This is a genomic window from Paenibacillus piscarius, assembly GCF_022234545.1.
GTDB lineage: Bacteria > Bacillota > Bacilli > Paenibacillales > Paenibacillaceae > Paenibacillus_AQ > Paenibacillus_AQ piscarius.
On the sequence record NZ_JAIEUI010000006.1, the window covers coordinates 140,353 to 167,061 of the forward strand.

Sequence of the window (26,709 nt, forward strand, 5' to 3'; positions counted from 1 at the left end):
TGAAGGGGGACTACATATGAAAAGACCGCTTACCAGCCAATTTGCCCGTAACGGCCTGTTCGTCAAGCTGATGCTTAGCTTCCTGAGTGTCATCCTGCTATTGGCATCGTTCAACCTGTTCTCCCATCTATATTTAAGCGGGAAGGTCTATCAGGAGGTCGTCCGGCAGAATGAGCAGAGCCTGAAGCAGACCGTGGAGGGGTATGAGAATCACTTCCGGCTGACCCAGAATATGATTCTGGCTCTGACCCAGTCGGATACGTGGACGGCCAATCTGGGCATACTCAGCCATCTGAAGGAGAACCGGCGTTACGATATTGTCAGCGAGGTGAAGTCAGATCTGTTGACGCTGTACGGGAATCCTTTTCTGCATATTGAGAACTTCATTCTGTACTTTAAGGCGGAGGATTATGTACTTGAAAAGGATGGTTTGAGCAGCACGAATGATATGTTCGGCAAATATTATTACAGCCAGGACTATCCCGCTGACTTCTGGCGCAGCCAGACGGTAGGCAATCAGTATCTGAAGGTGCTGCCTGCTGCTTCGTTCACGGAGACGACGATCAACTCCACGCGCTCGCTCGGGCGGCTGATGCCGGTGCTGGTCAAGGCGATACCTTATGAAGAGGTGTATGGCGTGGTGATGCTGAATCCGCAGCGGCTGGAGCGGGCTTACGGGGATGCCGGGAAGAATCCCTTCTATATATTGGATGCGCAGGGTCAGCGGCTCTTCTCCACTGCGGAGACAGAATTGCCTGCGCTGAAGTATACAGCCAGTACAAGCTCTTATGAGCGGATTGGGAATCAGTATTATTTCTATGAAAAAGGGGCGCAGACCGGCTTCACCTATGTCCGCGTAACCGAGGTCGCTGCCATTGCCAGCGGTCTGCGCGGCATGAGACTGCTGCTGGCAGTACTGCTCACCGCTGCGGTGATGGTCAGCCTGCTGTTCTCCTTCCTGTTCAGCTTCCGGCTGAATCAGCCGCTTCAGCGCCTGGTTGCCGCGCTTGACCGCAAGAGCGGCAGCAGCCCCGGCAAGCTGAGCAGCGTCAAGGAATTCGCGATCATCGGAGACCGGCTAAGCTCCATTCTGGAGGACAACCGGTTCATCCGCAGCGATCTGGATCATAAAAATTCGCTGGTCCGCCAGTATGCGTACACTCACAAAGTGAAGAATATTCCGCTGGATGCAAGCCTTGGCGAGCTGGACGATGCGCTTCATTCCGAGCGGCCGTATGCGTCCATTCTGTTCAAGCTCGGCTTCACCCGTGCGCCGGAGGAGCCGGAGAAGCATACGCTGGCCCTGTGGCATCTGGTTCAGCGTCTGTTCGCCGGGGAGGATGGCGAGAATGTCGTCCTGCAGCCGGAGCAGGATCTGCTGCTGCTGTTGCTCTTCAGTCCCGGCCCGCAGAGCGGAATCCTCCAGGAGCTGGGCACATTGCAGGAGCTGCTGGCTGCGGAGGATTCTCTTTTCCTCACCATAGCTGTCAGTCCGGTATACTCCGGGGAGACTCCGTTCACGGATGCTTACCATAACCTGTCCGAACTGCTTAAGGAACGCAGATTAAACGGGGAAACTCAGATTATCGTGGAACCGCGGGCTTCCTCGGCCAAGGCATTCCATCTGAAGGTTACTTACGGGGAAGAGCTGCATAATCTGCTGCAATCCGGCAATGAGGAAGCGGTCTTTGGCTGGATCGACCGCCAACTGGAGCAGCTGCAGAACAAGGATGCCACCGCTGAGGACTTCCGGACATTTGCCCGCGGAGTGGCCGAGCAGGCCAGCAAAACCGTCATGAAGCTCAATCTGCCGGAGCTTGAAGCCGGGCTCCTCTCAGCCTTGTCCGGCGAGCCGTTCGCTGTTTTCCACTCTACCAGCCATTACAGGGAATGGCTGCGGGAGCTGGTTGCCCCGGTGCTTGCGGCCATCCGTAGCGGCTCGGAGACCCGGGACCCGGTCATCAGCTTCGTGCTGGAATATCTGGACAAGCATTACGGGGAAGACATCAATCTGAACATTGTAGCCGACAAGCTGAATCTGACCTCCGGTTATCTGTCGAGCATCTTCAAGGAGAAGACCGGCATCAACTTCAGCGAATACCTCAACACGCTGCGGATCGAGCGCGCCAAGGAGCTGCTGATGAACATCGACCTGCGCATCCAGGATATCGCGCTTCAGGTCGGCTACCAGAATGTGAACTCCTTCATCCGCATGTTCAAGCGCGCCTCCGGCTTAACGCCGGGCGAGTACCGCAAGCGGGTTGGCGGGGACAATCAGGGCGTGGCTTCGGCTTCGGGGGAGGAATGAGCGGAATATCGCGGATTGCATCAAGGGCGCATGAGCACCTTCTTCTTCAACTCAGCCGTAGCTTCCTTGGTCAGCTTATATCCCGTATTCGTATCTCTCATGTCCATAATCATGGCTTGCTCGATCTCCTCATTGATCCATAGCTGGAACGCATATTTCTTCTCTGCTGATTCGATAAAGATATCGTAGCTGGCATTAGACACATTTAGAATCCCCGGTATGGGGACTGCGCTTTGGATCGAGCGGGTAATCACTTCTATAGATTCCTGATCTGTGTATCTTCCCCGCCCGTATAAATGAGAATGATCGCATCCATATATTGCATGACTTCGGTGGTCATTCCGTAGACCCGTGCGGACTGGCCCTCATGCGGAGTAATGTAGTCCCAATATTTCTGAATGAGCTGCTCATCTCCGCCGAACATTTTATCCGCGTATTCCATAATAGAGGCTGCAAGCTGCTGCGCAGCTGCTGAATCGGGCGGTTCTGCCAGCAGTCCCGAGGCCCGTCTGAGAATATCGGCCCACTCCATCGTCAGCGGATCGCTTGCATCATTGACCGGCAACTGTTCGAGCTCCTCTGGTGAGAAATACTGCTCCCGTAGCGCTTTGCCTTGCCGAGGCTGCTCAAGCTCACGGATGAATCGAAGCATCTCGTCAATATTCACTTGTTCGCTAGCCCGCATGGCGTATAGGGTGGAATACAGCAGATGCTCTACCGACTGCAATTTCGCCTGCTGCTGCTTCACGATGGTCATTTGCTGCGTAAGGGCCCGGCTCCAGACGGCAACATCGTTGTGAGCCGTCTCCCCGTTGTCGAGGATGATCTTGATCTCACTCAGTTTAAAATGCATGTGCTTCAGCACAGCAATCTTTTGCAGCCGAAGAATATCATCCTCACTGTATGAACGGTACTGATTGCCGCTGTTCCGGTCAGGCTGGAGCAAGCCCAGCTTCTCATAATAATGCAGGGTGCGGACAGAAACTCCGGTAAGCTTGGACAACTGACCTACAGTATACATCGGCTTCTTCCCAACATTTACTGGCGCGAGCGACGCCGGCGCAATAACAGCCCCAAAAGCGCCAGCAGCAACACGCTGCCGATAACGATTATACCAAATTGGATGACCACCGCGCCTGTCCCCGCCTCAAGCTCAGTGTAGGTCAGTAACCTCTGGTCCCTCTGCAGAATCACAAACCGCGCTATTGTGAGGTACGCCAGATGAAAGCCGATGGACGCCCACAACGACCCGGTTAAGCTGCGCCATAGCTGAAGCACCGTGCCGAAGCATACCAGCATAATCACATAATCTGCGTTAATGATATTTCCGCGGCCCAGTCCGCTCCAGGCTTGGAGCTGGTTCACCGTAACCGGCACCAGTACAAACAGCAGCACCTGTGCGCCGTAGGCAGCATAGGCAGGCAGCCGCAGCCGCAAGCCGCTGTACACGATTCCTCTCATCGACAGCTCCTCCGGCAGCGCTTCGTACAGAAAGGCAATACAAATATTGAAGGCTACCGCCATCATTAGATCGATGGAGAAGTGCCAGGCAATAATGTTAGTCCAGCCCAGTGCGCCGGTAATGATAAAGCCGAGCCCTCCCCGCAATACCAAAAAACTGCGGCACCTCATCCGGCACCGCAGCTTGATCATCCATCCTCTATTGAGCTGGCTTCAATTGCACTTTAGAGATGTATTCCTTAAACTCTGCAGCGATTTCTTTGTATTTCGTATGGTGCAGGTAGTGGGAGCCTACCATCGGGATCAGTTTCCCCTGTGAAGACTGCTTAGCCTGTTCCTCATGCAGCGGAATCCACTGCTTGTTGTGCTCGTTATTGGATTGCGCGAACAGCAGTACCGGCAGATCCTGCGGGTATGTCAGCTTTTCAGCATTTTTGAAATTGGAGCCAAGGTGGCTGAGCTCATTCATCAGCGTAGAGTTACTGCCATGTACATTGGTGATCAGCCTGATCTGTTCTTTGGTGTGTTCATCGTAATCAAGCGACTTATAGGAATCTCCGCCAAGCTTCGTTAGCAGCCGCATCACACCGGAATCTTTAGCAAACTTCATCGCACCAAGAGGCAATTTGACATCCATCCCGGGCTGGTTCGGTACACTGCTGTCGATTCCGACGAACGCTTGCACTTCATCCGGATATTCCTTCACATATGACACGGCGTAGAGCCCCGTAATGGAATGTCCCATCAAAATGTAACGCTTTAGACCAAGCTCCTGTACAGCTTCGTGAATTTCACTGACGATATTTTCAGTTGTTCTTTCCTTGTCCGTCTCATCGCTGAGTCCGTAGCCGAACGGCTCAATAGTCACTACTTTGTAGGAAGGCGACAATTCATCAATCAGCGGCTTGAAGTCCAGTACAGGCGACGGAGTCCCTTGACCCGGCAGGAGAACGATAGTGTGCTCTCCATTGCCTTGAATCATTGCATTCATCTTCTTGCCGTCTACATTGACGAACTGGCCGTAAGGTTCGATCTTCTTCTTCTCGATCCCGCTGCTGATTGCATTCACTACATACGTGATGCCAAAAACGGCCACCAGCACAGCGAGTATACCACCTGCTATTTTCAGCCATAATTTGCGCTTCTTTCGGCTCTTCTTCCCGGGTTGCTGGTTATTCATTGTGTCTGCCATGTCCATCCTCTCCTGTCTCTCTATCTGTTGATCCGTCTTAACGGTATAGATAGAGTCTACTTGAGTAAGATGTCCTCATCATGACGGCACTATGAACGGAAGATGAACAGGCAGACCGTATGCTGCTACAATTCGGACAGATTAACAGCTATAGACTTCATCACTTCAATCACTCTGTCGGCAGACGGCTCACGGTAATAGAGCAAATCGTTTGACCGGGGAACAAGCTGAATCCGCAGGTCCAGGTCCGTACGGGAATAATCCAGCACCAGCACATTCTGTGTTTCCAACGCAAGGGCGATTCGGGACAGCCATTCTTCTGCCGGAATAGAGTTGTCATGAATCACAGCCACTTTATAGAGAGTGTTTAGCTGATTGTATAAGCCTCGTACAGACCTGACTGCCAGCTCGTACCGGATAAAAGCATCCTTCCAAGGCTTGCGGCGGGCCGGATCGAACCAGTCTCCGAGAATGCTCTGCAGCTCCACCTCCAGTGCCGGATGCTTTTGCTTGAATAATTCAAGATTCGTAAACCAGCCCAAGTATTTCTTGTCGTCATAAGAAGCGGGGTGATACTGGTGCAGGACAATACATTTCGTGTTCAGGATGAATGGGGTCCCGATCCTATAGAAACGGTAGGCAAGTTCACAATCCTCAAGCCCCCACTCGATGAAGTCTTCATCGAAGCCTCCGGCATCCCAGTAAATCGTCTTCTTCACCGAGAAGTTGCAGCTATAGAGCAAAGCCCAGATATTCTCGATGTTGCCCGCGTTCTCTGAGAAGCGCTGAATGATGGGCAGCCGCGGGTCCCTGCGCTCCAGAATTAGAGATGAGCGGTTGCTGTCTTCCACCTGGCTGAACGGGATCGGATTCTCCTTGGCCAGGAAGTCTCTTAATCCCATCACGACGACAGGCTCATCACACAACTGGTGAACCTTCCAGTGCTGATAGATGAAGTCTCTTTCAACCACTTGATCTCCATCCAGAAATAATAGAATGTCGCCGCCCGCCTGCGAAGCACCGAGGTTCCTTGCAGCCGATCTGCACTTGCTGGCATCCGGTGTTCTGTAGATGTACCGCAGGGAATAATCAAGGCGGAGCGCGGCAATCCGCTCCCTCGTTCCGTCATCAGAGCCATCATCTACCAGGACGACCTCGAAGCTTTCCTCCGGCACCTGAACCTGGCCGTTGAGCGATAACAGGCATTCGGTTACCAGTTCTTTGATATTGTAAGCCAGCACAAGGATGCTGATCTTCATATTTTACGGGCCTCCTTAGGGATGGTTCTTCTATTTACAGCGTTAACCAGTCCGAAGATGGACAGCGCGGCAAGAGATAAAGTCATACAGGCCACGAATACGGAACGGTAGCCGAACATTCCTGATATGCCCCCAGAGACCACGCCGCCCAGCGAAGAGCCGATTCTGGAGGTGTTGCTGTATAGAGTTGTAGCGGTTCCAGGCTCCTCCGGCAGCAGCTCCTGGAAATAACTGATGCCGTAGCCCATGATAATGGACACCGAAATGGCACTGAGCACCTGGGCGAAATAGAGCAGGACGATCGAGTGCGCCAGGGCAAACACCAGGAAATACAGGACATTGGAGATAATTCCGGTCAGGATGATCGCGGTTTTACCCATTTTGCGGGACATAACGCCTACCACAATCATCAAGGGCAGCTCGACGATCGCCGTAATGCTGAAGAGCCAGCCGAGCTGCTGGTAATTGCCATGCAGTGAAGACGTGAAGAATAAAGGCAGGACGATGCTGCTCATCGAAGAAGCTATGCTTAACAGAATAAATGTTCCCAGGACGGAGGAAATCTGCGGCTGCTTCATGAATTTGCCCAGATGCACGGGCGGTTTATCTTCCTGTACAGTTCTTGCCGCAGGCTGGCTGTGGAACAGCAGGAAGGCGATCAGGGCGATGAAGATATAGACTGCGGCCACAATCATGAATAGATACAAAAAGTTGTATTTATTCACTAAGACCGAACCGATCGGCGGCCCGGCAATCCAGCCCAGGGAGTAGAGCATTCTGAGAATATTCATCGCCAGCGGCTGGTTGATGGCACTGATATTGGACTTCGAGATTGAGTCTCTTGCATAAGCGAAGACCTGCGGGAACGTAGCAAATGAAATGCCGAAGAATACCGCAGATACAGCCAGCAGCACATAATAATTAGTGAACAAGGCAAATAAAGCGTAGGCGGCTGACGTGGAGAGGAACGTAAACAGGATGATTGTTTTTCTGCTGAATCTGGAATCAGAGGCTTTGCCAAGAAACGTACTGATCAGGAGGCCGAAGACCATGGTAATGGACATCAGCACTCCGTACGATAAAGGTGTCATACCTGCCTGTTGTATACAATATAGCGATAAAAAAGGATTGGTTGCCGATACACTAAGCCCCAGCATCGTTATGGTCAAGACCAGGGCTAAGAAACTTGGCATTCTGATAATGTCTCTGAGAAAGCCGGAATTCATTCTCATGATTCTGTCTCCAGTTATGATATAGTGTTCATTTCATCGCATGTTCGAACCAATCCCGCACATTATCAGCCATGATCTCTGCTAGAATGTCCTGTCCCACCCCTTGGCTGCTAAGATACGGTAAGACATCGCTCGTAATATGGGTCATGGACCAGTCGGGTGCAAAGGACTGCACCTCTTCCCTCTCCCACCAGTCAATGGTCCCGCAGTAATCTTGAGAGATAAGCAGCTGCTTGTGATAACCGTTCTGTATCAGCTTCAGCAGCATCGCAGGACGTTCCTCGTTGATCATCCCGACAGACAGACCGAACCGGTCTATGCCCAAATAGGCTTGCCGGTTCAGCAATCGGGACAGATAATCCATATCACAGGTGTCGCCTGAATGTCCGATAATGACCGCCCGGGCGGATACCCCTTCGTCCTCCAGCAGATCCAGCTGGTCCAGCCCGTTCCTGGAAGCTGCATGGGTATGGGTCATAATGGGGACCCCGGTCCTCATATGAGCACGGGCAGCCGCACGGATAATTTTCTCCACATCGGGTGTAACGCCCTGAACATCTGTCGCACATTTGATGAACCCCGCTTTAATGTCCGTATTCTGAATTCCCACCTCAATATCCCTGATAAATAGCTCCGCAATGTAGTCGATGCTCTTATTCCGTAAAGGCTCAGGCAGGTTCTGACAAGTATACATTCCGGTCGCTGCAATAATGGTTACCCCTGTACATTCGGACACCTCCCTTATGAAGGCAATATCCCTGTCCTGCCCCATGACAGTTGGATCACATATAGTCCGTATTCCGGCATTCCCGGCAGCCCTAACCTGCTCCTTCGCCAGCTGCAGCTCCTTGCTCTGGTCATATAGATGAGGAAATTGTGTGGCGACTTCAACGGTTCTGACCCGCAGATGCTCATGAGTTAGAGTGAGACCGAGCTGTGAGCTGTCAATCGGCCCTGTTACTGAGTTTATGATTGGCATAAGTATATTTTTCCTTTGTATTATGTTCGATATAGTATAATATTGCATTAAATCTATTATTTGCATATGATGATAGCAGACAGTAAGGGGGAATTCGTGATGGATTTCGATTATACCGGCAAGGTAGTCCTGATTACAGGCGGTTCACGGGGAATCGGCCGTCAGCTTGTGCAAGCTTTTAGTGCTATGAATGCCAAGGTGTACTATACTTATCTCTCTGCGGAACGGTTCCAGCCCGTAACAGTTGACTCCGGTTATGGACCACAGCCGGTAGGGGTTCAGGTCGATGCGGGCTCTGGTACGGACGTCGAAGCCTTCACTTCAGAGGTATGGGAGCAGAACCATGCCATTGATCTCCTGATTAACAATGCCGCATTCATCTGGAGAGCAGATTTCGGGAACACCACGACAGAGTTGTGGAACAGATCCCTTGAGACGAATCTGATGGGCGTTGTCCATCACTGCACCTCTGTCCTTCCCTATATGATCCGGCAAAAATCAGGCACGATCCTCAATATCTCTACCGTGTGCTCCGACCATCCTGTCCGCGGACAAGCCGCCTATGCCTCCACCAAACAAGCCGTCGATTCCCTGACCCAATCACTCAGTATTGAATATGGAGCCTTTGGCATCCGGGCCAACACCATCTCCCCAGGCCTCATCGTCACGGAGAAGCCAAAGCGGGTCACCGAGGAGGATGTCCGGAAGATACCGTTACAACGGGCGGGCAATGCCTTGGATGTGTGTCATGCGGCGGCTTTTTTGGGGAGCGAAGCGGCAAGCTTCATTACCGGAGCTGATCTGCTGGTTACGGGCGGTTCGCACCTGAATGGATAGCTGGGGATCACTGTATCACAGATTACGGGTTAGAATCCCCACCAGTGATTTACAAGGCTCTTCCCGGTGGAGTGCCCCGAAGCTGGCCTGCTTGAAGAGAATCGAGCCTTCACTGACAAGCTCTCCATCCCCGCAGGTGATCCTGGCCCGTCCCTTCAAGTTCTCCCCGCTGACGCTGTCCCCGAAGTTAAGTGCGATCTCCAGAATACTTGGAGGTGCAACCATCCGCAGAAATTTCAGCCGTTCAAAGCTCACGGGGACCAGCGAGCGGGTGTACTCGCTGTTAATCCAGGTGAAGATTCTGGATAATTGAATGACCGACTCTGTAATCAGTGCCGCTGGCAGTACAGGCTGTCCGGGAAAATGGTCTCTGAAGATATCTTCATTTAAAGAGAGATATTTCTTGCCGGAAACCGAGTCTCCCGTCATAGCAGTTATTTCATCAACGAAGATATATCTCATACTTTGCAGACTCCTTTGACGGCGGCGTATACTTCCTCAGGAATGGCAACGGGTTTCTTGGTCAACAGATCGACGGGAACCATCCGGTTCCCGGCAACATAGCGTGTATCCCCGTTCACCCGTATCTCGGTATGGAAGTCTATCCAGTAATGCATGAGCCTCTTCACAGAGGTCCTGATCTCGATGCTCTCGTCATAGTACACCGGGTGCAGGAAATCAATTTCAACCTTCTTCATCACCAAAAAAATACGGTGCTGATCCAGCATCTCCTTGAGCGACAGCGCGTGTAACCGCATCCATTCGGTACAGCTGGCTTCGAGAAACTCACATACGTTGCCGAAGTAGACTACCCCGCCGGCATCGGTGTTCTTGAAATAGATCCGTTTGTGGATGACCGAATAGGCCTCATTGTCCGGGGTCATGCTCGCGCCCCCTTTCTCCGGTGACCACCGTAGTGAATGGACTCTTCTGATGATACACGAGATTTCTCCATTCCATCTTATTGGAAATCACCGCCCACAGTGAACTTATGCAGTACAAGACAGACACGAAGGAAGAGAGAACCAGCCCCGCGATGCGGATCACGGATGGACGATACCCTTGAATCTGCGAAGCATCCCGGGATACGGCTGCCACGACCAGAGTTGCACCTGCAATATGCAATAACGGCCAGTATAAGAAGATTTGCAGCAAGGAAGGCACACTGCCGGTTAAGGCGAACATGAGGGAAACGAGAAACAAGACCGCTCCCAATAGCCGCGGCATCGTTACCAGGAAGAAGCCAAACGCCCACAGCCGTTTGTAATTCACCTTCGTATTCAATGCCTGTCGCTTCACCCACTTCACCCAGGCGAAGCCGTGAATATCGAAATGCTCCGGTACCAGGCAGTCAGGAACGTATTGGATGCGGTATCCTGCTCTCCGGACCACATCCGATATTGTGAAATTGTCATGGAAGGCTTCCGACCAGATTGACTTCATCCCGACCTGTTCAAACACGACCCTGCGTACCGCAAACGAGAATCCTCTCGCAAACCGGGTGAGCGGGAACGTAATCATGGTAGTTGCCAGGAAATCCCAGTATCTGGCTGCCAGCGCCATCACACTTCTGCTCTTCGATACGATCCATGCACTGCCGCTGGTCAGGCCGACAGCTTCCGCCTGCAATGGCTGCACCATCTGCTCAATCCAGGTCGGCTGGGGGACGATATCCGAATCAATAAATACATAGACCCCGGTATCCCCGGCCGCATGCGCGATCCCGGTTAACAGATTATTGACTTTATCGCTCCGGTATTGGGACACCTCGGAATGTGACGCCTTCACCAGATGTATCCGCGGTGATTGCGCCGCATATTGGCGCACCAGCACTTCCCCCCGGCCGTTCTCCTCCGAAGTAACTGCCAGCACCTCATAGCTCCCGGCGTACCTCTGATCCGCAAGGCTCTGCAGGGTAGATTCCAGGTTATAGTCCAGCCCCCGAAAGGGCAGCAGCACGGTTACCTTAGGATGGTAGGGTGCTAGAGCAGCCAATGTCCGGCGGGAGCGTCGTCTCTCCAGTATAAAATAAACTGCGAGAATTCCCGGTACCAGGAATAATGCCATCGCCGCAATATTAAAAATCCATATCCACACGCCTGTGCGCCCCCTCAACTTCCAGCAGATTCATTCCGTCTTCTACTGTCAGTCTCGTGTTATTATTCAAGCTATGCGTAGAGATAACATCCTCCTGCTTCGTAATTAATCTGCCGTCAGGTACAATCATCTCTCCCCCGGCCGAAATGGTAATCCGGAAGAAGAAGCTGCGGATCTCTTCGTTCACCGACAGCAGCTTGGCGGAATAGGTTATCTGCTCGTCCTGAAATACCGGTCTGGCAAATACGAAATTACTAAAGCTCACAATACCGGCGCCATACCGGTTATGCGTCACTTCGCGGGCAAGCCTGCCTGCGGTCTGGAAGACCGATTCCAGCAGAACATAGAATGGCACGCTCAGACCTGTGTCCAGTTCCGCTTCAAAGACATCCTCACGGGGCTGAAGAACCTGGCAGGCCTCCGCTTCACTGGCGCTTACTCTTGTAAAAGATACCAATTGCATATACCGCAAGCTGCTTCACATCCCTTACCCGCCAAAGTTAATCCAAATGTCTTCCTCCGGTCACCAGCAATTGGGTGCCTGTAATATATGAGGCGTAATCACTGGCGAGGAACAGCGCTGCGCTGCCGACATCGTCTACCGTGCCGATTCTCCCCAGCGGCGTGCGCTCTACAATCTTCTTCTTGAGCTCTGTTTGCATGGTGCCGGCGACATCGGTTTCGATTAAGCCGGGCGCAATGGTGTTAACGCGGATGTTATACGAACCGTATTCCAGCGCCAGTACCTTCGTAAGCGATTCAACCGCACCTTTGGTTGCAGAATATACCGCTTGTCCCCGCCCGGGATGCAGTGCCGAGCGTGATGAGATATTAATGATCGATCCCGATTTAGCCGGGATCATATATTTGATAGCCGAGGAGCAGAAGGCGATAACAGAATTCAGGTTGGCGCTGATCCCCTCGCTCCAATCCTGTCCGCTCATCTGCAGAAACAAGCCTCTTGGAATCCAGGCCGCGTTATTTACAACTACATCGATCCGATTGTGAGCCTTCCAGACCGTATCCATGAAGCTTTCCACATCAGGCCCCGATCTGCCGTCTACTCTCCGCCCGGTGACATCCGCGCCGTATTGCTCCTTGCACTCATGAACAACAGCAGCCGCCAGATCTTCATTGGACAGATAGGTGAAGTACACGGTCGCATGGGACCGTGCGAAATGTCTAACCAGACCCCGCCCGATGCCTCTGCTTCCGCCGGTAATAATGACCACTTTGCCCGAGAAATCAATGTTCACGTCCGGTCACACCCTATGTTCCGATTTCTCTAGCTTGGCGGATACGAAATCTACCATATTCTCTACAGTCAGATAATTGAACAGATCATAGGGACTGGCTATGCCTGTAAGGTCCTCGTCGGATACAGTGAAGTATTGCTTCACCGATGACATAGCTTCGGGAGACAGCCGGCCGTTTACGAACATTCCGCGGTTGGCAATCACATTGGGCAGATTCCAGAATTCCTGGCTGTCAATCTTGATGTTGAACGCCTGTTCAAGCATGAAGGTTAACTCCAGAGTCTCTGCACTTTCCAGGTTTAAATCACGGTACAGGTAAGTATTCGGCAAGATTCGAGCCTCCGGCAGATCAAGTACATCCTGCAACAATTTTTTCACTTTGCTGTAAATGGTTTGATCCATAAAGCACCTCCGCGTGAGAATAGATTTCTTTGTTATTGTATACATAATTTTCTATTAATAGCAATGATTTTTTTCGTCATAAATGCTATAAAAATAGAGTCATTTTCTATTGTATTTATTTTCATTGTGGGTTATCATCGGCAAAAATGGATAAAATCACCTAGCTATCTTTCAATCGATTTTTGGGAGGTTATGTCAATGAAGAGCGCTTTATCGGACTGCCGTGCGCTGGTGACAGGCGCATCCGGTTTTGTAGGAGCATGGCTCACTCATCATTTGCTTGAACAAGGTGCTGAACTAACCTCTATCCTGAGTGAGCTGAACCCGCGCAGCCCGTTCGCCAGAATGGGTCTGGACAAAGAAATACGCTGCTATTACGGCTCGATTGCCGACTACCACCTGATTGAACGCGCAGTCACGGACGGAAGGATCAACACCGTCTTCCATCTGGCCGCCGTCTCCATGCAGGATCTGGCTTACCAGATTCCCTGGCAGGCATTCGAGACGAATGTGAAGGGCACGTACAATCTTCTGGAGGTCTGCCGGATTCACAAGGACCAGATCTCCAAAATCATCATTGCCTCCAGTGACAAGGTATACGGTGACAGCCCCATCCTCCCCTACAATGAAGAGATGCCCATACAGGGCAGAAACCCTTACGACGCCTCGAAATCCTGTTCCGACCTGATCTCCCAGAGCTACCGGCACAGCTTCGGCCTGCCCGTTGTGGTCGGGCGCTTCGGCAATATTTACGGAGGGGGCGACCTCAACTTCCGCCGGCTCATTCCCGGAACCATTCAGCGGCTCTACAGCAGGCTTCAGCCTGTGATCCGTATTCCTTCAGACGGTATCTATATGAGAGACTTCCTGTATATTAAGGATCTGGTCCAGGCTTATATGGCGATGTACCATTATGAAGCACAGCCGGACGGGGAGCATGTGTTCAACTTCGGCACCGGCAAGCTATGGGACATCCAGCAGGTTACCGCACTTATTCAGCGCACCATGAATCTGGAGCATATTGAACCTCACTATGAGGTTCATGGCGGCAACGAAATCCTGCACCAGCATCTGTCCCCCGAGAGGGCCCGGACGATTCTTCAGTGGTCAGCAGATACTCCGCTGGAGGAAGGCATCCGCCAAACCGTAGACTGGTACGGCCGGTACTGGTTAACCGAATCCCATCAAGCAACGTCAGGAGCTGTATAAATCCATGAATTCATCCGTTGTTATATCCGCTATGGGCTGTATCACTCCACTCGGCGATACTCCCGGGGAGGTCCATGAAGCGATGCTTCAAGGTAAAACCGCTTACAGCGCCATTACCCAATTCGATGCATCCGCCTGCAGGTGTTCCACCGGAGGGGAGATCCCGGATTTCAGTATCAGGGAGCTGGGGATCTCCGGCTCGAATATGATGCTGAGATACAACAAGCTGCAGATGAAGGCCGCTTATCAGATGCTGAATGACTATGGACTGATGGCAAGTATGGAGAATCACGCCATGAATTGTGCGGTCTATGTGGCCAATCATCCGGTGAATCTGGACCCGGAGACGCTCCGGATTATCCGTTCGATCTGCAGCAGCGGCGGAGAGCAGCACATGGATTTTTCACGGCTGGGTGATCAGCTTCACCAGATCCCTCCGCTTAGCGGTGTGAAGCAGTTAACCACGGTCCCCTCCCACTTTATTGCCAAAACCACCGGGGCACACGGTCCCGGCAACCTGTACTGCAACAGCGATTGCGGCGGCATAACAGCGCTGCTGTCGGCGGCAAGGGCCATCGGGAACGGGCGAATTGAGCAAGCTATAGTCTCCGCCTCCTTCAGCCCCTTCAGCGCCCATGAATTCAGATGGTGGCTGGAGACCGGATTGATCCGAAGCACCACTTTGCAGGAGAGTACCGGTGAGCTGGTTACCCCTTTCAGCCCGTTGTCCTCCGGTACGCTGCTGAGCGAAGGGGCGGGCGCTATTTTCCTGGAAAAGGAAGAGATTGCCCAAAGGAACGGCCGCCCTATTCTTGCCAGAATCCAGGGCGGGGCAAGCCTGACCGTCCCCGGTGAGACCTACTTTGCGTTACCTATGGCAGGCTTCGCCATGACGCTGAAGCTTGCGCTTACGCGCGCAGGGCTTGCGCCGGATGCAATTGATCTGATCGTATGCAACGCACCCTCTGTTGCCGCTTGGGATGAAGCCGAGCTTGCTGGCATCTCTACCGTATGGAACAGCTCCAGCGTAAATGCTGCTGCGATGAAGGGATATTTAGGCTATCTGGGCCCGGTCTCCGGTCTCTTGGATGTGATACTGGCGGTGCAATCGATGAACAGCCACACCGCTGTGCCGCTGAACCACATGTCCGCCCCCCCGGATGAACGCGTGAAGTGGGTACGGCCGGAGAATGCAGACATGAATATGGAACGGACTATGGTGAACAGTGCAGGACCGGGCGGGGCCTACAGCGCTGTCATTCTTGGGAAAGGGGACATTCACTCGCGATGAGAAGCAAAGTTGTAGTGACCGGAATAAGCGCTATTACCCCTCTGGGCAACCGTCTGGAATTGATTACGGCCAATCTGAGGGCAGGCCATTCAGGAATCAAGCCGATTGAACGGTATCAGGTGGGCAGCCTGCCTGTTAAACATGCCGCGATGATTGACGATTCAGTGCTGAACGGGATTCGGTACCCTGCTCCCGCCAATCTGATCTTCAAGCTATTCTATTCCTGTGTGAAGGATCTGCTGGAGAGCAGCAGTCTGGAGAGGTATTATGCTCCCGAACGCATCCATATGATGGTGGGAACAGACCCCAATACTTCCACCTCTGAAGATCTCCAGTATCTGTACGGCTATGTTAATGAAGAGCAGCCCGCCTCGGAACCGGTGGAGCTGGAGAAGCTGCTCCCCAATCATCCCTCATATATGTTCTATCACGCTGCCCGTGATTTCGGCATCGGCGGCCCCTGCATAGCGAATTTCGGTACCTGCGCTGCTTCTGCGCAGGCGATTGGCGATGCTATGCTTACGCTGAGAGAAGGAGATGCTGATGCGGTGATTACCGGGGGCGTCTCGTCCAAGCTGGACCCGATGTCGCTGGCCCGTCTCTGCCGGCTCGGCGCACTGGAGCCTACGAAGGCTGACTGCAGAGAGAATTGCTCCCCGTTTGACCTGAACAGAAACGGCTTTACGATCGGGGAAGGTTCTGTTCTATTCCTGCTGGAGCGGGAAGAGGATGCGCTTCGCAGACATGCGCCCATCTACGCGGAGATTCAAGGCTATGGCAGCTCACTGGACGGGTACTCCATCACGGACCCGCATGAGTCTTCCCTGGGAATGATCCTGTCTATGGAGCGGGCAATTGAGGATGCCGGAGTGCCTCTGGAAGCTATCGGCTATATTAACGCCCATGGAACCGGAACGCCCAAGAACGACAAGCATGAGACCCAAGCGGTCAAGGCGGTCTTCGGCTCCCTCTCCGGTCAACTGGACATCAGCTCCACCAAGTCAATGCACGGCCATCTGATGACAGCCGCCGGAGCCATGGAGACGCTGGTTACGATTATCAGCCTGTGTAACGGGTTCATTCCGCCGACGGTGAATTACAGAACCCCTGATCCGCAGTGCGACCTGACTTATACGCCGAATGTGGCGAAAGCTGCGGATATAGAGACGGCACTCACCAATTCATTCGGCATGGGCGGACAGAATGCGTCTCTGGTCCTTGCTAAATACAAGCGGGGATAAACAAATGACGACTCCTTCAGCATGGGCCTCTATGTATCTGAAGCGGATAGGCATGGATGTGGAAGCACCCGGCCTGGATTATCTGCAGCGCTTGGTCAGGTCCCGGAGTACCCGGTTAGCTTTTGAGAATATCTCCAAGCTCCATTATCTTAAGGCTTACGAGGTACAGCAGTACTATCTTCCTCCGGCAGAGGTCTATCTGGATCATATGTACCGGTTCGATTACTCCGGCGTATGCCATACGGGCAATTATTATTTCTGCAGGCTGCTGCAGGAGCTTGGCTATGATGCCTATCCCATCAAATACGCATCGCATCTGGCTATAATCGTGAAGCTCGAAGACCGGCTCTACTATACGGATGTATCGCTGGGGCATCCGGCCTATTACCCGATGGATATCTCCCGGCCGCATGAGATTACGATTCACCAATCTCAAATCAAAGGGTATCCGGACCCTGGCAATAAGCTGAAATTCCATCTGGTGCACGGCATTAGCGGCAAAGAGCAGCATCATTGGGTATTCCGCCCCTATGAGCGCGCCGGCTTGCCGGAAGTTCATCAGCTGATTCATTGGAGCAACGAGCCGCAGCGCCTGTTCACCACCATCCTGCGTGTCTATCTGTGGCAGCCGGACCGGCAGCGCTCGTTGTCCCTCCTTAATAACACATTCACTATCCGGTATCAGGAGGGCCAGGAGCAGATGAAGCTGCATTCCATTCAGGAGATACAGGATATTGTGCACCATGAATTCGGGATGGCCAAGCTGCCGGTAAGCGAAGCTGCCGGTATCCTGGAATCTCTGGGCACACCAATATGGGGTGAATAAGCTTCACCCCATCTCTGTAACGTTCAGTCTCTCCCCACTCTACGCTGCACGCATCAGCTTGCGGACCACCTCGCGGCTGTACTTGCGCTTGGTGATGAAGAAGAAGCTGAGCTGGAACACGAAATAGATGGCGACTACAAATGTTGTGTTCTTCATGAACTCCCCGACAATATCGGATCCGCTCATGACATGGGTAATCAGGTAAATGACACAGTAGCCGAGTATGGTACCGAGCAGCAGCGGAACGAAGAAGGTGATGAGCAGCTCTGCCGAGACCACCGCGCGAATCTCCCGGTCACTGATTCCAATCTTGTACAGCTTGCGGAAGAAGACCGTAGCATTCCCGATTTCGGTATACTGCTTGAAGTACAGCACCATGCCGCCTGCCACGAAGAACAGGACACCAATCAGCGAAGTTACGAACACGAACAGGGAATAGTTCTTCTTCAGCTCCTTGAAGGCATCCACCTTGGAGGCGACAGCGAACATCTGCCCGCTTCCATCCTTGTCTGCGGCCTTCAATGTATCCTTGAGCTTCTGCACCACCTCTTCGGTTCCTTTCCAGGCGGTGAAGTCAATGCCGTAATGGGTTCCGAAGGCCTCCGGATTGACCTTGGCCTCCATATTCTTGTAATCCTCATTGCTGACTATCACCCCCGAGCTTGTCGGGTAAGAGGCGGCTGTGGCGAACCAGTCACCATGATAGGAGGCCTTTACTTTATAGTCGAAGGTCGTCTTGCCGTCCGTGAATTGAATGGCCTCCCCCTCCTTGATCCCATGTGTCCCCGGCTCCCAGGCGGTAACGATGTTAAGGATCTCTCCGCTGGCAACCGTAACCTTCCCGCCGGTTAAGGCGTTGTACATATCCTGTGACACGATCGGCTTCGTCTTCAGGACATCGTATTTGTCCCCTTCCAGATTCATTCTCAGATTCAGGAAGCGCGTCTCCTTGACCGACTTCAGCGGCTTGTCGGATGTCTTCAGCACTTGCTCCAGTTGTCCTTGCTCCAGCACATGGACCCCGGCCACCGAGATATACTCGGCATCATATTTATTGCGCTCCGCGATGCTCTCAGACAATTGCAGCAGCGAGAACGGTGAAGCGACCAGGAAGATGGTCATCCCGCTGAGGATACTCAGAATGAACATGATCCGCTTGTTCTGATTGAATTTGTGGTTGATTTCGGTGATGGACAGAATATGACGGTAGTAGAATTTCTTGTTCTTTAGGAAGGTAATTAAGGTGTTCCCAAGATGGGAGATCACCATGAAGATTCCGATGAAGCTCAGCAGAATGTAGGTGATAATCATGAAGGGATTGGTATTCAGGCTCTCGTGGTTAGCGATTACCACCAGGAAGATGATTGAGGCAACCACCAGCCCCACGCCGGTCATTCCCAGCTTCGTGTCGCTGGCCTTCGCCTGGTTATCCTGCTTGCGGGAATCCTTCATCAGATCGGCAATATCCAGCCTGCCGACCTTGACACTGGAGATCAGCTGCGATGCAGCAAAGATCACAGTGAAGACGACGGCCGTTACAATAAAGCTCGCAGCGCTCAGCGAATACGATACACCCTGCAGGTCCAGCAGGTTAATCGCGACATTCTGGAACAGCCTGGAGAAGATGGCTCCAGTGATAATGCCGGCAATCATGGAGGACACACTGATGATCAGATTCTCCACCAGGATAATCCGCTGCAGATCATTCTTGTGCATCCCAAGTGACATGAAGATGGCGAATTCCTTGCTTCTCGCCTTGATGAACGAGGAATGCGCGTAGTTGATGAAGAATACGGAGAATAGGGTCAGCGCCGCCAGACTCAGCATCAGCACGATCTGGATTACATCCTCTGTTGCGCCTTCCCGTATGCTGTTATTGAACAGCAAGGCGGCGTAGAGGAAAAAGATGGTGATTGCGAAGGTGCTGCAGATGAAATAGGAGAAGAAATTGCGGACATTGCGCTTGAAGTTCTTGATCGTCACGTCTCTAAAGGTCATTGCTTTCCCCTCCGATGACCGCCAGGCAGTCGAGGATCTGGTCGAAGAATTCCTTGCGGACGCCGCTGCTGACAATCTCCATGCTGATCGCGCCGTCTTTAATGAAGATAATCTTCTTGCAGAAGCTTGCGGCGAAAGCGTCATGTGTCACCATCAGGATGGTGCTGTCACGCTCCTGGTTCATTTTCTCAATACATTTCATCACCGCAGTAGACGATTTGGAATCCAGATTACCCGTAGGCTCATCGGCGAAAATAATATCCGGATCATTAATCAGCGCCCGGCTGACCGCCACCCGCTGCTGCTGGCCGCCGGAGATGTTATAGGGGTATTTACCGGCGATCTCATCGATGCCCAGCAGCTTCATAATCTCCTCGCTCTTGTTCTCCATTTGCTCCTTATCCCGCTTATCCAGAATCATGGGCAGCATCACATTCTCTTTGAGGGTGAGGCTATCCATCAGATTGAATTCCTGAAACACGAAGCCCAGATGCTGTCTGCGGAACAGCGCCATCTGATTCTTATCCATGGAGGTAATGTTCTGGCCCCCGATATAGACATCGCCGTAGGTCGGCTTGCCGATTCCGCTGAGGATATTCAGCAAGGTGGTCTTGCCGCTGCCGGAGGGCCCCATAATGCCGATGAAATCCCCCTTCTCGACATTAAAGCTGACGGAATCCAGGGCCACTGTTGAATGCTCGCCGTTCTGCACGCCATAGACCTTCTTAACCTCTTTAACTTCCAGTACTACGCTCACAGCTTCATCTCCCACTAATCATGTAGTGAATTCAAATTCCTGTCTATGCTTACATTGTAGTCAACACCGGATTCGCTATCCATCCATTTAGGTTACACTGTCTTTCATTTTTGAAAGGTAAGCAATCTGCACCTCGGTACCCCTTCCCACTTCGGAGGTAATGGTCAGGCGGTGGCCCAGCTTCCTGGCGATTTCCGAGCAGACATACAGGCCGATTCCGGTAGCCTGGTGGTGGGAACGGCCGTTTTTACCGGTAAAAAAGGGCTGGAAGACCCGCTGCAGATCAACAGGCTCGATGCCGATCCCTTCGTCCCGGATGGACAACACCACCTGATCGCCCTGCTGCTGTACACGAAAGTGAATCGACTTGGCGGCTTCGCCCGAATCGGAATATTTGATCGCATTAGAGATGATCTGGTCCAGCATCGCCGTGTTCCATTTGCTGTCAGTCATGACCATAATGCGCTCCTCGTCACACTCGATCACCGGATAGACATTGTTGTAGATGTACTGGTTGCGTTTGCTGTTGATCAAGCTTCTGAGCGAATCCAGCAGATTCACCTGCTCGGGGTTGTAATCCCGGGTGAAATGCTCCAGGCGGAAGAACTTCAGCATCTGGTTCAGCATACTGAGAATTTTGTCCTTCTCTTCCTCAATGTGCTGAAGGGCCAAGGCATGGCCGGTAGGATTCAATTTGTAATTCTGCAGAATCAGGTCAACGACCGACAGGGGGGTCTTCAGATTATGTATCCACTGGGAGATGAACTTATGGGTATTGTCGGCCCGGGCTTTGACCTCGTAGAGCTGATCCTGATAGCTGTGGTGAATCTGCTGGATTAATTGAATCACTGCCTGCTGCTCGGCTGAGTAGCTTTTCTCATCGATCTCGATATTCTCGGTCAGCCGCTGAATTTCCCGGTTCGTAGAGACATATCTGATGAACCGGAAGCCCATGAATATGACGAATACATATACATAAATGCTGAGCAGATACAGGAGCTGGATATGACTGCTGATGGCGAAATAGCAATAGAGGCTTACCAGCATATGGCTCAGAAAATAGACACAGGCGAACGGCAGTTGATCACGCGCGAAATCCCGGAACAGCTTGATGCTCAAGGGCGGGTCCCTCCGATCATAGCCGAATCGAAGATATAACCCACGCCCCGCTTAACGCGGATGACATCCTGAAAGCCCAGGCTTGCCAGTTTGCTTTTGACCCGGGTGACGTTAACGGTCAGCGTATTATCCACCACGAAATGCACATCATCCCACAGCTCCTCCAGCAGCTCTTCCCGGGTGACAATCGTATCCTTCTGCTCCATCAGCTTCTTCAGCAGCTTGTACTCATTCTTGCTCAGCTCCTCCACCGCTCCATTGCAGGAAATGCTGAAATTGCGGTCATCGAGATGAATGGGCAGCGGCTCGGGCTGAGGCTCAGGCTTGCCCGCATATTCCCCGTAATTGCGGCGGAGAATGGCCATAATCTTGGCCAGCAGCACCTGAATATTCAGCGGCTTAACGATATAATCATCAGCGCCCAGCTCCATGCTGAGCACCTGGCTGGACTCCTCATCCCTGGCGGAGATGATAATGATCGGCACGGTTGTTTTGCGGCGGAAGACCCGGCAGTAATAGAACCCGTCATAATAAGGCAGATTCAGGTCCAGCAGCACCAGCTGCGGCGCTTCCTGGTCGAAGATTCTCTCCACCTGCTGAAAATCGGCGACCTCCACCACCTCATAGCTGTATTTGCGCAGAATATCGGTCATCAGGGTTCTGATTTTGACATCGTCTTCGACGATCATAATTTTGAACAATTCGCTCACCTCTAAGCAGCCCGCTGTCGCTCTGAGACCTTGCCAGTTATGAAGCCTCCGCCAGCTTAGAACCAATGAAACCGGTAATCGTGGCTATGCTTGCGAAGTGGTCATGGATCAGTTCCTCGGGCAGAATAATGATCTTGAATTCCCGCTCCAGTCTGTCAACCAGGTCGAGCAGACCCAGGGAGGTCAGCAGCCGGGACTCGAAAATACCGGTGTCCGGGCACAGCTCCCCAGCCGGAACGCGGGTTAGACCCGCTACAATCATTGTAACTTGTTCAGTGATTTTCATATACTATTTTCTCCAATACTGGTGGATTTGTAATAAGGATCAAATACATGGGCAACTGCCCGGATGAAGTAAGTACCGCTGGTCGTGACTTGAATCCGCGGAGAATCCACGCCCTCCAGAAGCCCATCCTTCTCCATACTGCGCAGCACAGGCAGTTCCTGCCGGAAATAGGTATCAAATTCTACGCCGAAGCTGTCCTTCAGCGCCTGCTTATCAATGGGTGTGCCGCCCAGCAGCTGCTTCAGAATGATCTCTGCACGAATCGCATCATCCTCCGACCACGAATGGGTTGTCCCCTGCTCCACCGGAAGCCTGCCCTCATCCAGTGCAGCACGGTAACGGTCCATTGCCTGGACATTCTTGTAATAGAGTCTGCCGGTTCGGCTGACCGCCGATTTGCCGAGTCCCACAAGCTCCGGACTGCCGGTCTCGGAGGACCCCATGAAATCTCTTACGACATGCACTCCGGGATGCCGTTCACGCCCGTTGTTGCGGATGAAGGTGTCACTGCCCATCTCGGTATAGTCGCTGGACAAGATCTCGCGGGCCAGCGCGAAGAGGCGGGAGACAATATAGGAGTTCGGCAGGCTGAGCAGCGGGATTTTGCGTTGCAGCGGATAGATGGCCGGATAGTGGGCGTAGGGAAAAGCGACGATTTTGTCAGGAGCAATCTTCACAATCTCCTTCAGGGTACGTTCAAATTCCCCAAGTCCCTGATAAGGCAGACCGTAGCACAGATCTACATTCACAGTGAAGCCCAGGCTGCGGGCCAATCCAATCGTCTCCCGCGCGGCCTCCACATCGCATTCCCGATGGATCGCCTTCAACACCCGGGTGTCGAAATCCTGAATACCGAAGCTGATATAGTTGAAGCCCAGCGCCTTCAGCAGAAGCAGCTTCGCTTCCGTCACGATATGCTTATCCGGGTATGCCTCCAGCTTCATTCTGCCGTTGTCTTCCAGCTCTACATACTGCTTCAGGCTTACGGCAAGCCGCTCGATCTGCCGTTCATTCAGGTAGGCCGGGGTTCCCCCGCCCCAGTGGATATTCGCGGATTTCAATCTCCGGCTGCGGCCGGAGAGCTTAAGAGCCAGCTCCTGCTCCAGAGCGGAGATATAGCGGTCTTTGTCTTCCTCATTGCCGCCCAGCACCCGGTCACAGCAGCAGTAGTAACAGACGGACCGGCAGAACGGCACATGCACATAGACCTGCGCTGCTGCAAGCTGTTGAAGCTGAAGCGAGATGGCTGCTTCGTCCGCAGGCTGCCGCCAGTGGCTGTCCACCGGATAGCTCAGATACATGGGCAGGTTGTATTCATTGTACTTCTGCGACAGATAATGCAGTTGATGCTCCATAAGCTGATTCATGGCCAAGCTCCCTCCTTGCCCTCAATCACCGGGCTGCACATCAATGCGATAAGCTCCTGCTCGTTGCTGTGGATCTCTTCCAGCAGCCGGCCATGGATTGTCCGCCAGCCGGCCGGCAGCGGGACTCCCCTGCTCCACCGGATCAGGTCACTGCGGATATCCAGCCAGGCAGCGATAATCTTGGCGTATCTCTCTGCTGCGGCCGGCTGCTCCGGCAGAATAGCCTTCAGCCGGTACTGTTCGGCCCGCTTGGCATCGATGACAGTGTTAAACGCTGCAATCAGCTTCATCGAGTACTGTTCTGCGGGGAGCGAACGCATGGAAGTATAACCGTCTCTGAAGCGGGTTAAGGCCAGCAGCCCCTCTGCAGCAGCTTCCCGCCGGTTCCGGTACAGGCTGTGAAGCTGATTAATAGGTGACACTCTTTCACCGGTGTAGGACGGCTGAATCACCGGGAACTCCATCAACGTGTACGTCTGCTCCGGCATGAGATGCTCCCGGTATCCCTGCCAGCAGTTCAGCAAATCCTCTGCCGCTATCGGCCGTTCCTTATAGTTCAAGGCATCCTTATGGCTGTGCTCCAGCACGGTGAACTGGTCCGCTGCTTCGCTATAGCCGCAGACGAGCAATGTATGTGCGAGATGCTTTTTCCTGTAAGTATCTCTGCGGCCCGGCGCATAGTAGGTATCCACCCACACAATGTACAGGCTCTGCCGGGCCAATCCGGCGGTCAGTCTCTGCTTCAATCCTTCACTGGACGGCGGGGCCTCGTAGCGGACCGTCAGCCGCAGCTGCTCCAGAATGGCCTCCGTTGCTGCGGATTCCATACATGCCGCTGAGAGGGACGGTTGTGCCGCCTCCTCCAGGCAGTAGACAAACATATCACTGCAGAGGAATGTATTCAGCTCCCGGCCGAAGACCTTCAATACGGGAAATAGGGAGTTATACAGACAGCTTTTGTAATAGAGGTCGTTAAAAGGCTGCGGCCGGCTGGAGTCCTCCGGGGTGCCGGGGGACGGAGCGCGGTTAAGCGCCGGGGCACCGCTTTCCTTTGGGACACTGGCGGCTCCCGTCAGCCCCGCCTCTGCGAGAGCGGCCTGTTCACTGATTGTTGAGCGGCCCACCAGTTCCTCGTAGGACAACCGGATGCCTCTTCGGAGAAGCTCGCTCTGCAGTGCCACAGCTTCAATCGAGCTGCCGCCAATCTCATAGAAATCATGGTGAAGGCCGATCTCCTTCAGCTCCAGTACGGCCTCCCAGGCCCTGGCAATGGCCTGCTGTACGGGCGTGGTACAAGGAATGAAGGCCGTGTCTGCAAGCAGGTTATGCAAGGAGCCCTCCGGCAGCTGCTTGTAATCCACCTTACCGTTGGCGTTGAGCGGAAGCTGCTCCAGCCGGATGAACATGGACGGAATCATGTACGCAGGTAAATGTTCTGCCAGATGCTGCTTCAGCCCGGCAAGCGAAACGGGCTGCCTTACCGTCAGACAGGCGCACAGATACTTCTCCCCAGAGCTGTGGCTTCTGGCCAACACGGCAGCATCCCGTATTCCCGGATACTCCAGCAGCCGTTTCTCTACCTCCTTCGTCTCCACCCGGAAGCCGCGGATCTTAACCTGGTTGTCGCGCCGTCCCAGAAATTCGATATTTCCGTCGGGCTTCATCCGGCCCAGATCGCCAGTTCTGTACATCCGGCCATCCGCAGAGGGGCAGAAGGGGTCAGGCATGAAGGCCTGCGATGTCTTAATCGGGTCGTTAATATATCCGCGCGCCACGCCGATACCGCCGATATACAGCTCTCCCGTCTCACCGGCTGCAACCGGCCTTAAGCTATCATCAAGAATGTACCACCTGTTCTGCCCGATCGCTCTCCCGTAAGGAATGCTGGTCCAGTCCGTGCCGATCTCCTCTACCGGATAAAAGATGGACCACACCGCTGCTTCTGTAGCCCCGCCGAGCGCAGTCAGCTTCGCCCGGGGGAACGGGCGGTAGCAGGTGAGCGCCAGCTCCAGCGGAATCCAGTCACCGCTAAGGAAGACATGCCTTAGCTCCAGCTGGGCGTACTCCGGCTGGTGCTCCTCCAGATGCCGGATCAGTGCATGGAACGTTGTCGGAACGGAGTTCCAGAAGGTGATCCGCTGCTCGCAGAGCAGCCTTGACAGACTGCCCGGGTCGGTAATCTGCGGCTGCGGGCATAACACAACCGTGCCTCCGGCTGCCAGCAGTCCGAAGATATCATACACAGACAGGTCGAAGCATACTGACGTAACACATAACCCCCGGTCCCGGCTGGACAGCTTCAGCCTCCGGTTCACCCAGCGGACCAGGTTCACCGCTGAACGGTGCTCGATCATCACTCCTTTGGGCAAGCCTGTAGAGCCTGAAGTATACATGATATAGGCCAAGTCCCTGCCTTGAACGGAGACCTGAGGATTATCCTCGGAATAGGAAGCGGAGCCGCCTTCCGTTCCGGCAGGCCCCAGGCGGATCTGAACCGGCACAGCCAGCACTTCCCCGTCCTCACAGACCACGGCAGCGGACCCGGAATGGTGCAGAATATAGTTTTGGCGGCTGACCGGATAGGCGGGATCAACCGGCACGTAGGCGGCGCCGCTTTTTAACACAGCCAACAGGGCGATAATTAGATTCACATTCCGGTTCACAATGACACCGACATGATCATTCGGCCGGATGCCCCGGGCGGCCAGCTCATGCGCCAGACGGTTGGCGCGCCGGTTCAGCTCCCCGTAGCTGAGAGACTCCCCTGCGGCAAGGAGCGCGGGATGCTCCGGCTGCAGAGCCGCCCGGGCTTCGAAACACCCGTGCAGCGTAGCTGCAGATGAGACAGTCCGCCTGGAGCCGGACTTGGCCCAAGTCATACT

26 protein-coding genes are annotated in these 26,709 nt (G+C 53.3%); 6 read left to right on the forward strand and 20 right to left on the reverse strand.

Translation table 11 applies throughout. The features are described 5' to 3' along the window. The first annotated feature begins 16 nt into the window (after positions 1 to 16). Positions 17 to 2,308, forward strand: a complete 2,292-nt coding sequence (locus tag K1558_RS12735) for a helix-turn-helix domain-containing protein (RefSeq protein WP_238651954.1) — start codon at positions 17 to 19, stop codon at positions 2,306 to 2,308. 20 nt (positions 2,309 to 2,328) lie between these two features. Here K1558_RS12735 and K1558_RS12740 read toward each other — a convergent pair whose 3' ends face one another. The 7 genes from K1558_RS12740 to K1558_RS12770 all read right to left on the reverse strand — a co-directional run bounded on the left by K1558_RS12740 (position 2,329) and on the right by K1558_RS12770 (position 8,431). Then, entirely contained in the window at positions 2,329 to 2,562 is a 234-nt protein-coding gene (locus K1558_RS12740; RefSeq protein ID WP_476641283.1) for a YhfM domain-containing protein, read from the reverse strand. Positions 2,563 to 2,564: 2 nt separating this feature from the next. Beyond that, positions 2,565 to 3,329, reverse strand: a complete 765-nt coding sequence (locus tag K1558_RS12745; RefSeq protein ID WP_238651956.1) for a MerR family transcriptional regulator — start codon at positions 3,327 to 3,329, stop codon at positions 2,565 to 2,567. A gap of 17 nt (positions 3,330 to 3,346) precedes the next feature. Further along, on the reverse strand, positions 3,347 to 3,922 hold the full coding sequence (locus K1558_RS12750; protein ID WP_238651957.1) for a CPBP family glutamic-type intramembrane protease: 576 nt from the start codon (positions 3,920 to 3,922) through the stop codon (positions 3,347 to 3,349). Positions 3,923 to 3,968: 46 nt separating this feature from the next. Continuing rightward, complete coding sequence (locus K1558_RS12755; protein WP_238651958.1) at positions 3,969 to 4,961, reverse strand: alpha/beta hydrolase; 993 nt, start codon at positions 4,959 to 4,961, stop codon at positions 3,969 to 3,971. A 125-nt stretch (positions 4,962 to 5,086) separates the two neighbouring features. Then, on the reverse strand, positions 5,087 to 6,220 hold the full coding sequence (locus tag K1558_RS12760; RefSeq protein ID WP_238651959.1) for a glycosyltransferase family 2 protein: 1,134 nt from the start codon (positions 6,218 to 6,220) through the stop codon (positions 5,087 to 5,089). After that, positions 6,217 to 7,452 (reverse strand): sugar efflux transporter, encoded by a 1,236-nt coding sequence (locus K1558_RS12765; protein ID WP_338019692.1) that lies wholly within the window; start codon positions 7,450 to 7,452, stop codon positions 6,217 to 6,219. The genes K1558_RS12760 and K1558_RS12765 overlap by 4 nt, the downstream gene beginning before the upstream one ends. Before the next feature lie 28 nt (positions 7,453 to 7,480). Beyond that, positions 7,481 to 8,431, reverse strand: a complete 951-nt coding sequence (locus K1558_RS12770) for a phosphotriesterase family protein (RefSeq protein WP_238651960.1) — start codon at positions 8,429 to 8,431, stop codon at positions 7,481 to 7,483. 99 nt (positions 8,432 to 8,530) lie between these two features. Between K1558_RS12770 and K1558_RS12775 the strand changes: the two genes are divergently transcribed. Then, positions 8,531 to 9,268 carry an SDR family NAD(P)-dependent oxidoreductase gene (locus K1558_RS12775; RefSeq protein ID WP_238651961.1) on the forward strand — a complete coding sequence of 246 codons (738 nt, stop codon included), beginning with the start codon at positions 8,531 to 8,533 and terminating at the stop codon, positions 9,266 to 9,268. A 15-nt stretch (positions 9,269 to 9,283) separates the two neighbouring features. Here the strand turns inward: K1558_RS12775 and K1558_RS12780 are convergent, their stop codons facing one another. From K1558_RS12780 to K1558_RS12805, 6 genes are read right to left on the reverse strand one after another with little or no spacing between them, the layout of a single operon-like run. After that, entirely contained in the window at positions 9,284 to 9,730 is a 447-nt protein-coding gene (locus K1558_RS12780) for a 3-hydroxyacyl-ACP dehydratase FabZ family protein (RefSeq protein ID WP_238651962.1), read from the reverse strand. Continuing rightward, positions 9,727 to 10,152, reverse strand: a complete 426-nt coding sequence (locus K1558_RS12785; protein ID WP_238651963.1) for a thioesterase family protein — start codon at positions 10,150 to 10,152, stop codon at positions 9,727 to 9,729. The genes K1558_RS12780 and K1558_RS12785 overlap by 4 nt, the downstream gene beginning before the upstream one ends. Then, a complete protein-coding gene (locus K1558_RS12790; protein ID WP_238651964.1) occupies positions 10,136 to 11,365 on the reverse strand; it encodes a glycosyltransferase family 2 protein in 1,230 nt (409 codons plus the stop codon). Before K1558_RS12790 ends, K1558_RS12785 begins: the two co-directional genes overlap by 17 nt. After that, a complete protein-coding gene (locus K1558_RS12795) occupies positions 11,346 to 11,828 on the reverse strand; it encodes a hypothetical protein (RefSeq protein WP_238651965.1) in 483 nt (160 codons plus the stop codon). Before K1558_RS12795 ends, K1558_RS12790 begins: the two co-directional genes overlap by 20 nt. 37 nt (positions 11,829 to 11,865) lie before the next feature. Beyond that, positions 11,866 to 12,621 (reverse strand): SDR family NAD(P)-dependent oxidoreductase, encoded by a 756-nt coding sequence (locus K1558_RS12800; RefSeq protein ID WP_238651966.1) that lies wholly within the window; start codon positions 12,619 to 12,621, stop codon positions 11,866 to 11,868. Between the two features lie 6 nt (positions 12,622 to 12,627). Further along, a complete protein-coding gene (locus K1558_RS12805; protein ID WP_238651967.1) occupies positions 12,628 to 13,023 on the reverse strand; it encodes an acyl carrier protein in 396 nt (131 codons plus the stop codon). Positions 13,024 to 13,221: 198 nt separating this feature from the next. Between K1558_RS12805 and K1558_RS12810 the strand changes: the two genes are divergently transcribed. Genes K1558_RS12810 through K1558_RS12825 form a run of 4 tightly spaced genes read left to right on the forward strand, consistent with a single transcriptional unit; the run spans position 13,222 to position 17,590 of the window. After that, positions 13,222 to 14,232, forward strand: a complete 1,011-nt coding sequence (locus tag K1558_RS12810) for an NAD-dependent epimerase/dehydratase family protein (RefSeq protein WP_238651968.1) — start codon at positions 13,222 to 13,224, stop codon at positions 14,230 to 14,232. Positions 14,233 to 14,236: 4 nt separating this feature from the next. Continuing rightward, positions 14,237 to 15,523, forward strand: coding sequence for a beta-ketoacyl synthase N-terminal-like domain-containing protein (locus K1558_RS12815; protein ID WP_238651969.1), 1,287 nt, complete (start codon positions 14,237 to 14,239; stop codon positions 15,521 to 15,523). Continuing rightward, on the forward strand, positions 15,520 to 16,764 hold the full coding sequence (locus K1558_RS12820) for a beta-ketoacyl-[acyl-carrier-protein] synthase family protein (protein WP_238651970.1): 1,245 nt from the start codon (positions 15,520 to 15,522) through the stop codon (positions 16,762 to 16,764). Before K1558_RS12815 ends, K1558_RS12820 begins: the two co-directional genes overlap by 4 nt. A gap of 4 nt (positions 16,765 to 16,768) precedes the next feature. Continuing rightward, a complete protein-coding gene (locus tag K1558_RS12825; RefSeq protein ID WP_238651971.1) occupies positions 16,769 to 17,590 on the forward strand; it encodes an arylamine N-acetyltransferase in 822 nt (273 codons plus the stop codon). 39 nt (positions 17,591 to 17,629) lie between these two features. On the opposite strand, the gene K1558_RS12830 is transcribed toward K1558_RS12825, so the two are convergent. The 7 genes from K1558_RS12830 to K1558_RS12860 all read right to left on the reverse strand — a co-directional run bounded on the left by K1558_RS12830 (position 17,630) and on the right by K1558_RS12860 (position 26,706). Next, positions 17,630 to 19,588, reverse strand: coding sequence for an ABC transporter permease (locus K1558_RS12830; protein ID WP_238651972.1), 1,959 nt, complete (start codon positions 19,586 to 19,588; stop codon positions 17,630 to 17,632). Further along, a complete protein-coding gene (locus K1558_RS12835) occupies positions 19,578 to 20,345 on the reverse strand; it encodes an ABC transporter ATP-binding protein (RefSeq protein WP_238651973.1) in 768 nt (255 codons plus the stop codon). Before K1558_RS12835 ends, K1558_RS12830 begins: the two co-directional genes overlap by 11 nt. An 87-nt stretch (positions 20,346 to 20,432) precedes the next feature. Beyond that, positions 20,433 to 21,464: a sensor histidine kinase gene (locus K1558_RS12840; protein ID WP_238651974.1), complete on the reverse strand. Its 1,032-nt coding sequence runs from the start codon at positions 21,462 to 21,464 to the stop codon at positions 20,433 to 20,435. Then, entirely contained in the window at positions 21,461 to 22,165 is a 705-nt protein-coding gene (locus tag K1558_RS12845) for a response regulator transcription factor (RefSeq protein ID WP_238651975.1), read from the reverse strand. The genes K1558_RS12840 and K1558_RS12845 overlap by 4 nt, the downstream gene beginning before the upstream one ends. 46 nt (positions 22,166 to 22,211) lie before the next feature. Further along, positions 22,212 to 22,460 (reverse strand): phosphopantetheine-binding protein, encoded by a 249-nt coding sequence (locus K1558_RS12850; RefSeq protein ID WP_238651976.1) that lies wholly within the window; start codon positions 22,458 to 22,460, stop codon positions 22,212 to 22,214. After that, positions 22,457 to 23,827: a radical SAM protein gene (locus K1558_RS12855; protein ID WP_238651977.1), complete on the reverse strand. Its 1,371-nt coding sequence runs from the start codon at positions 23,825 to 23,827 to the stop codon at positions 22,457 to 22,459. The genes K1558_RS12850 and K1558_RS12855 overlap by 4 nt, the downstream gene beginning before the upstream one ends. Further along, on the reverse strand, positions 23,824 to 26,706 hold the full coding sequence (locus tag K1558_RS12860; protein WP_238651978.1) for an amino acid adenylation domain-containing protein: 2,883 nt from the start codon (positions 26,704 to 26,706) through the stop codon (positions 23,824 to 23,826). The genes K1558_RS12855 and K1558_RS12860 overlap by 4 nt, the downstream gene beginning before the upstream one ends. Between the last annotated feature and the right edge of the window lie 3 nt (positions 26,707 to 26,709).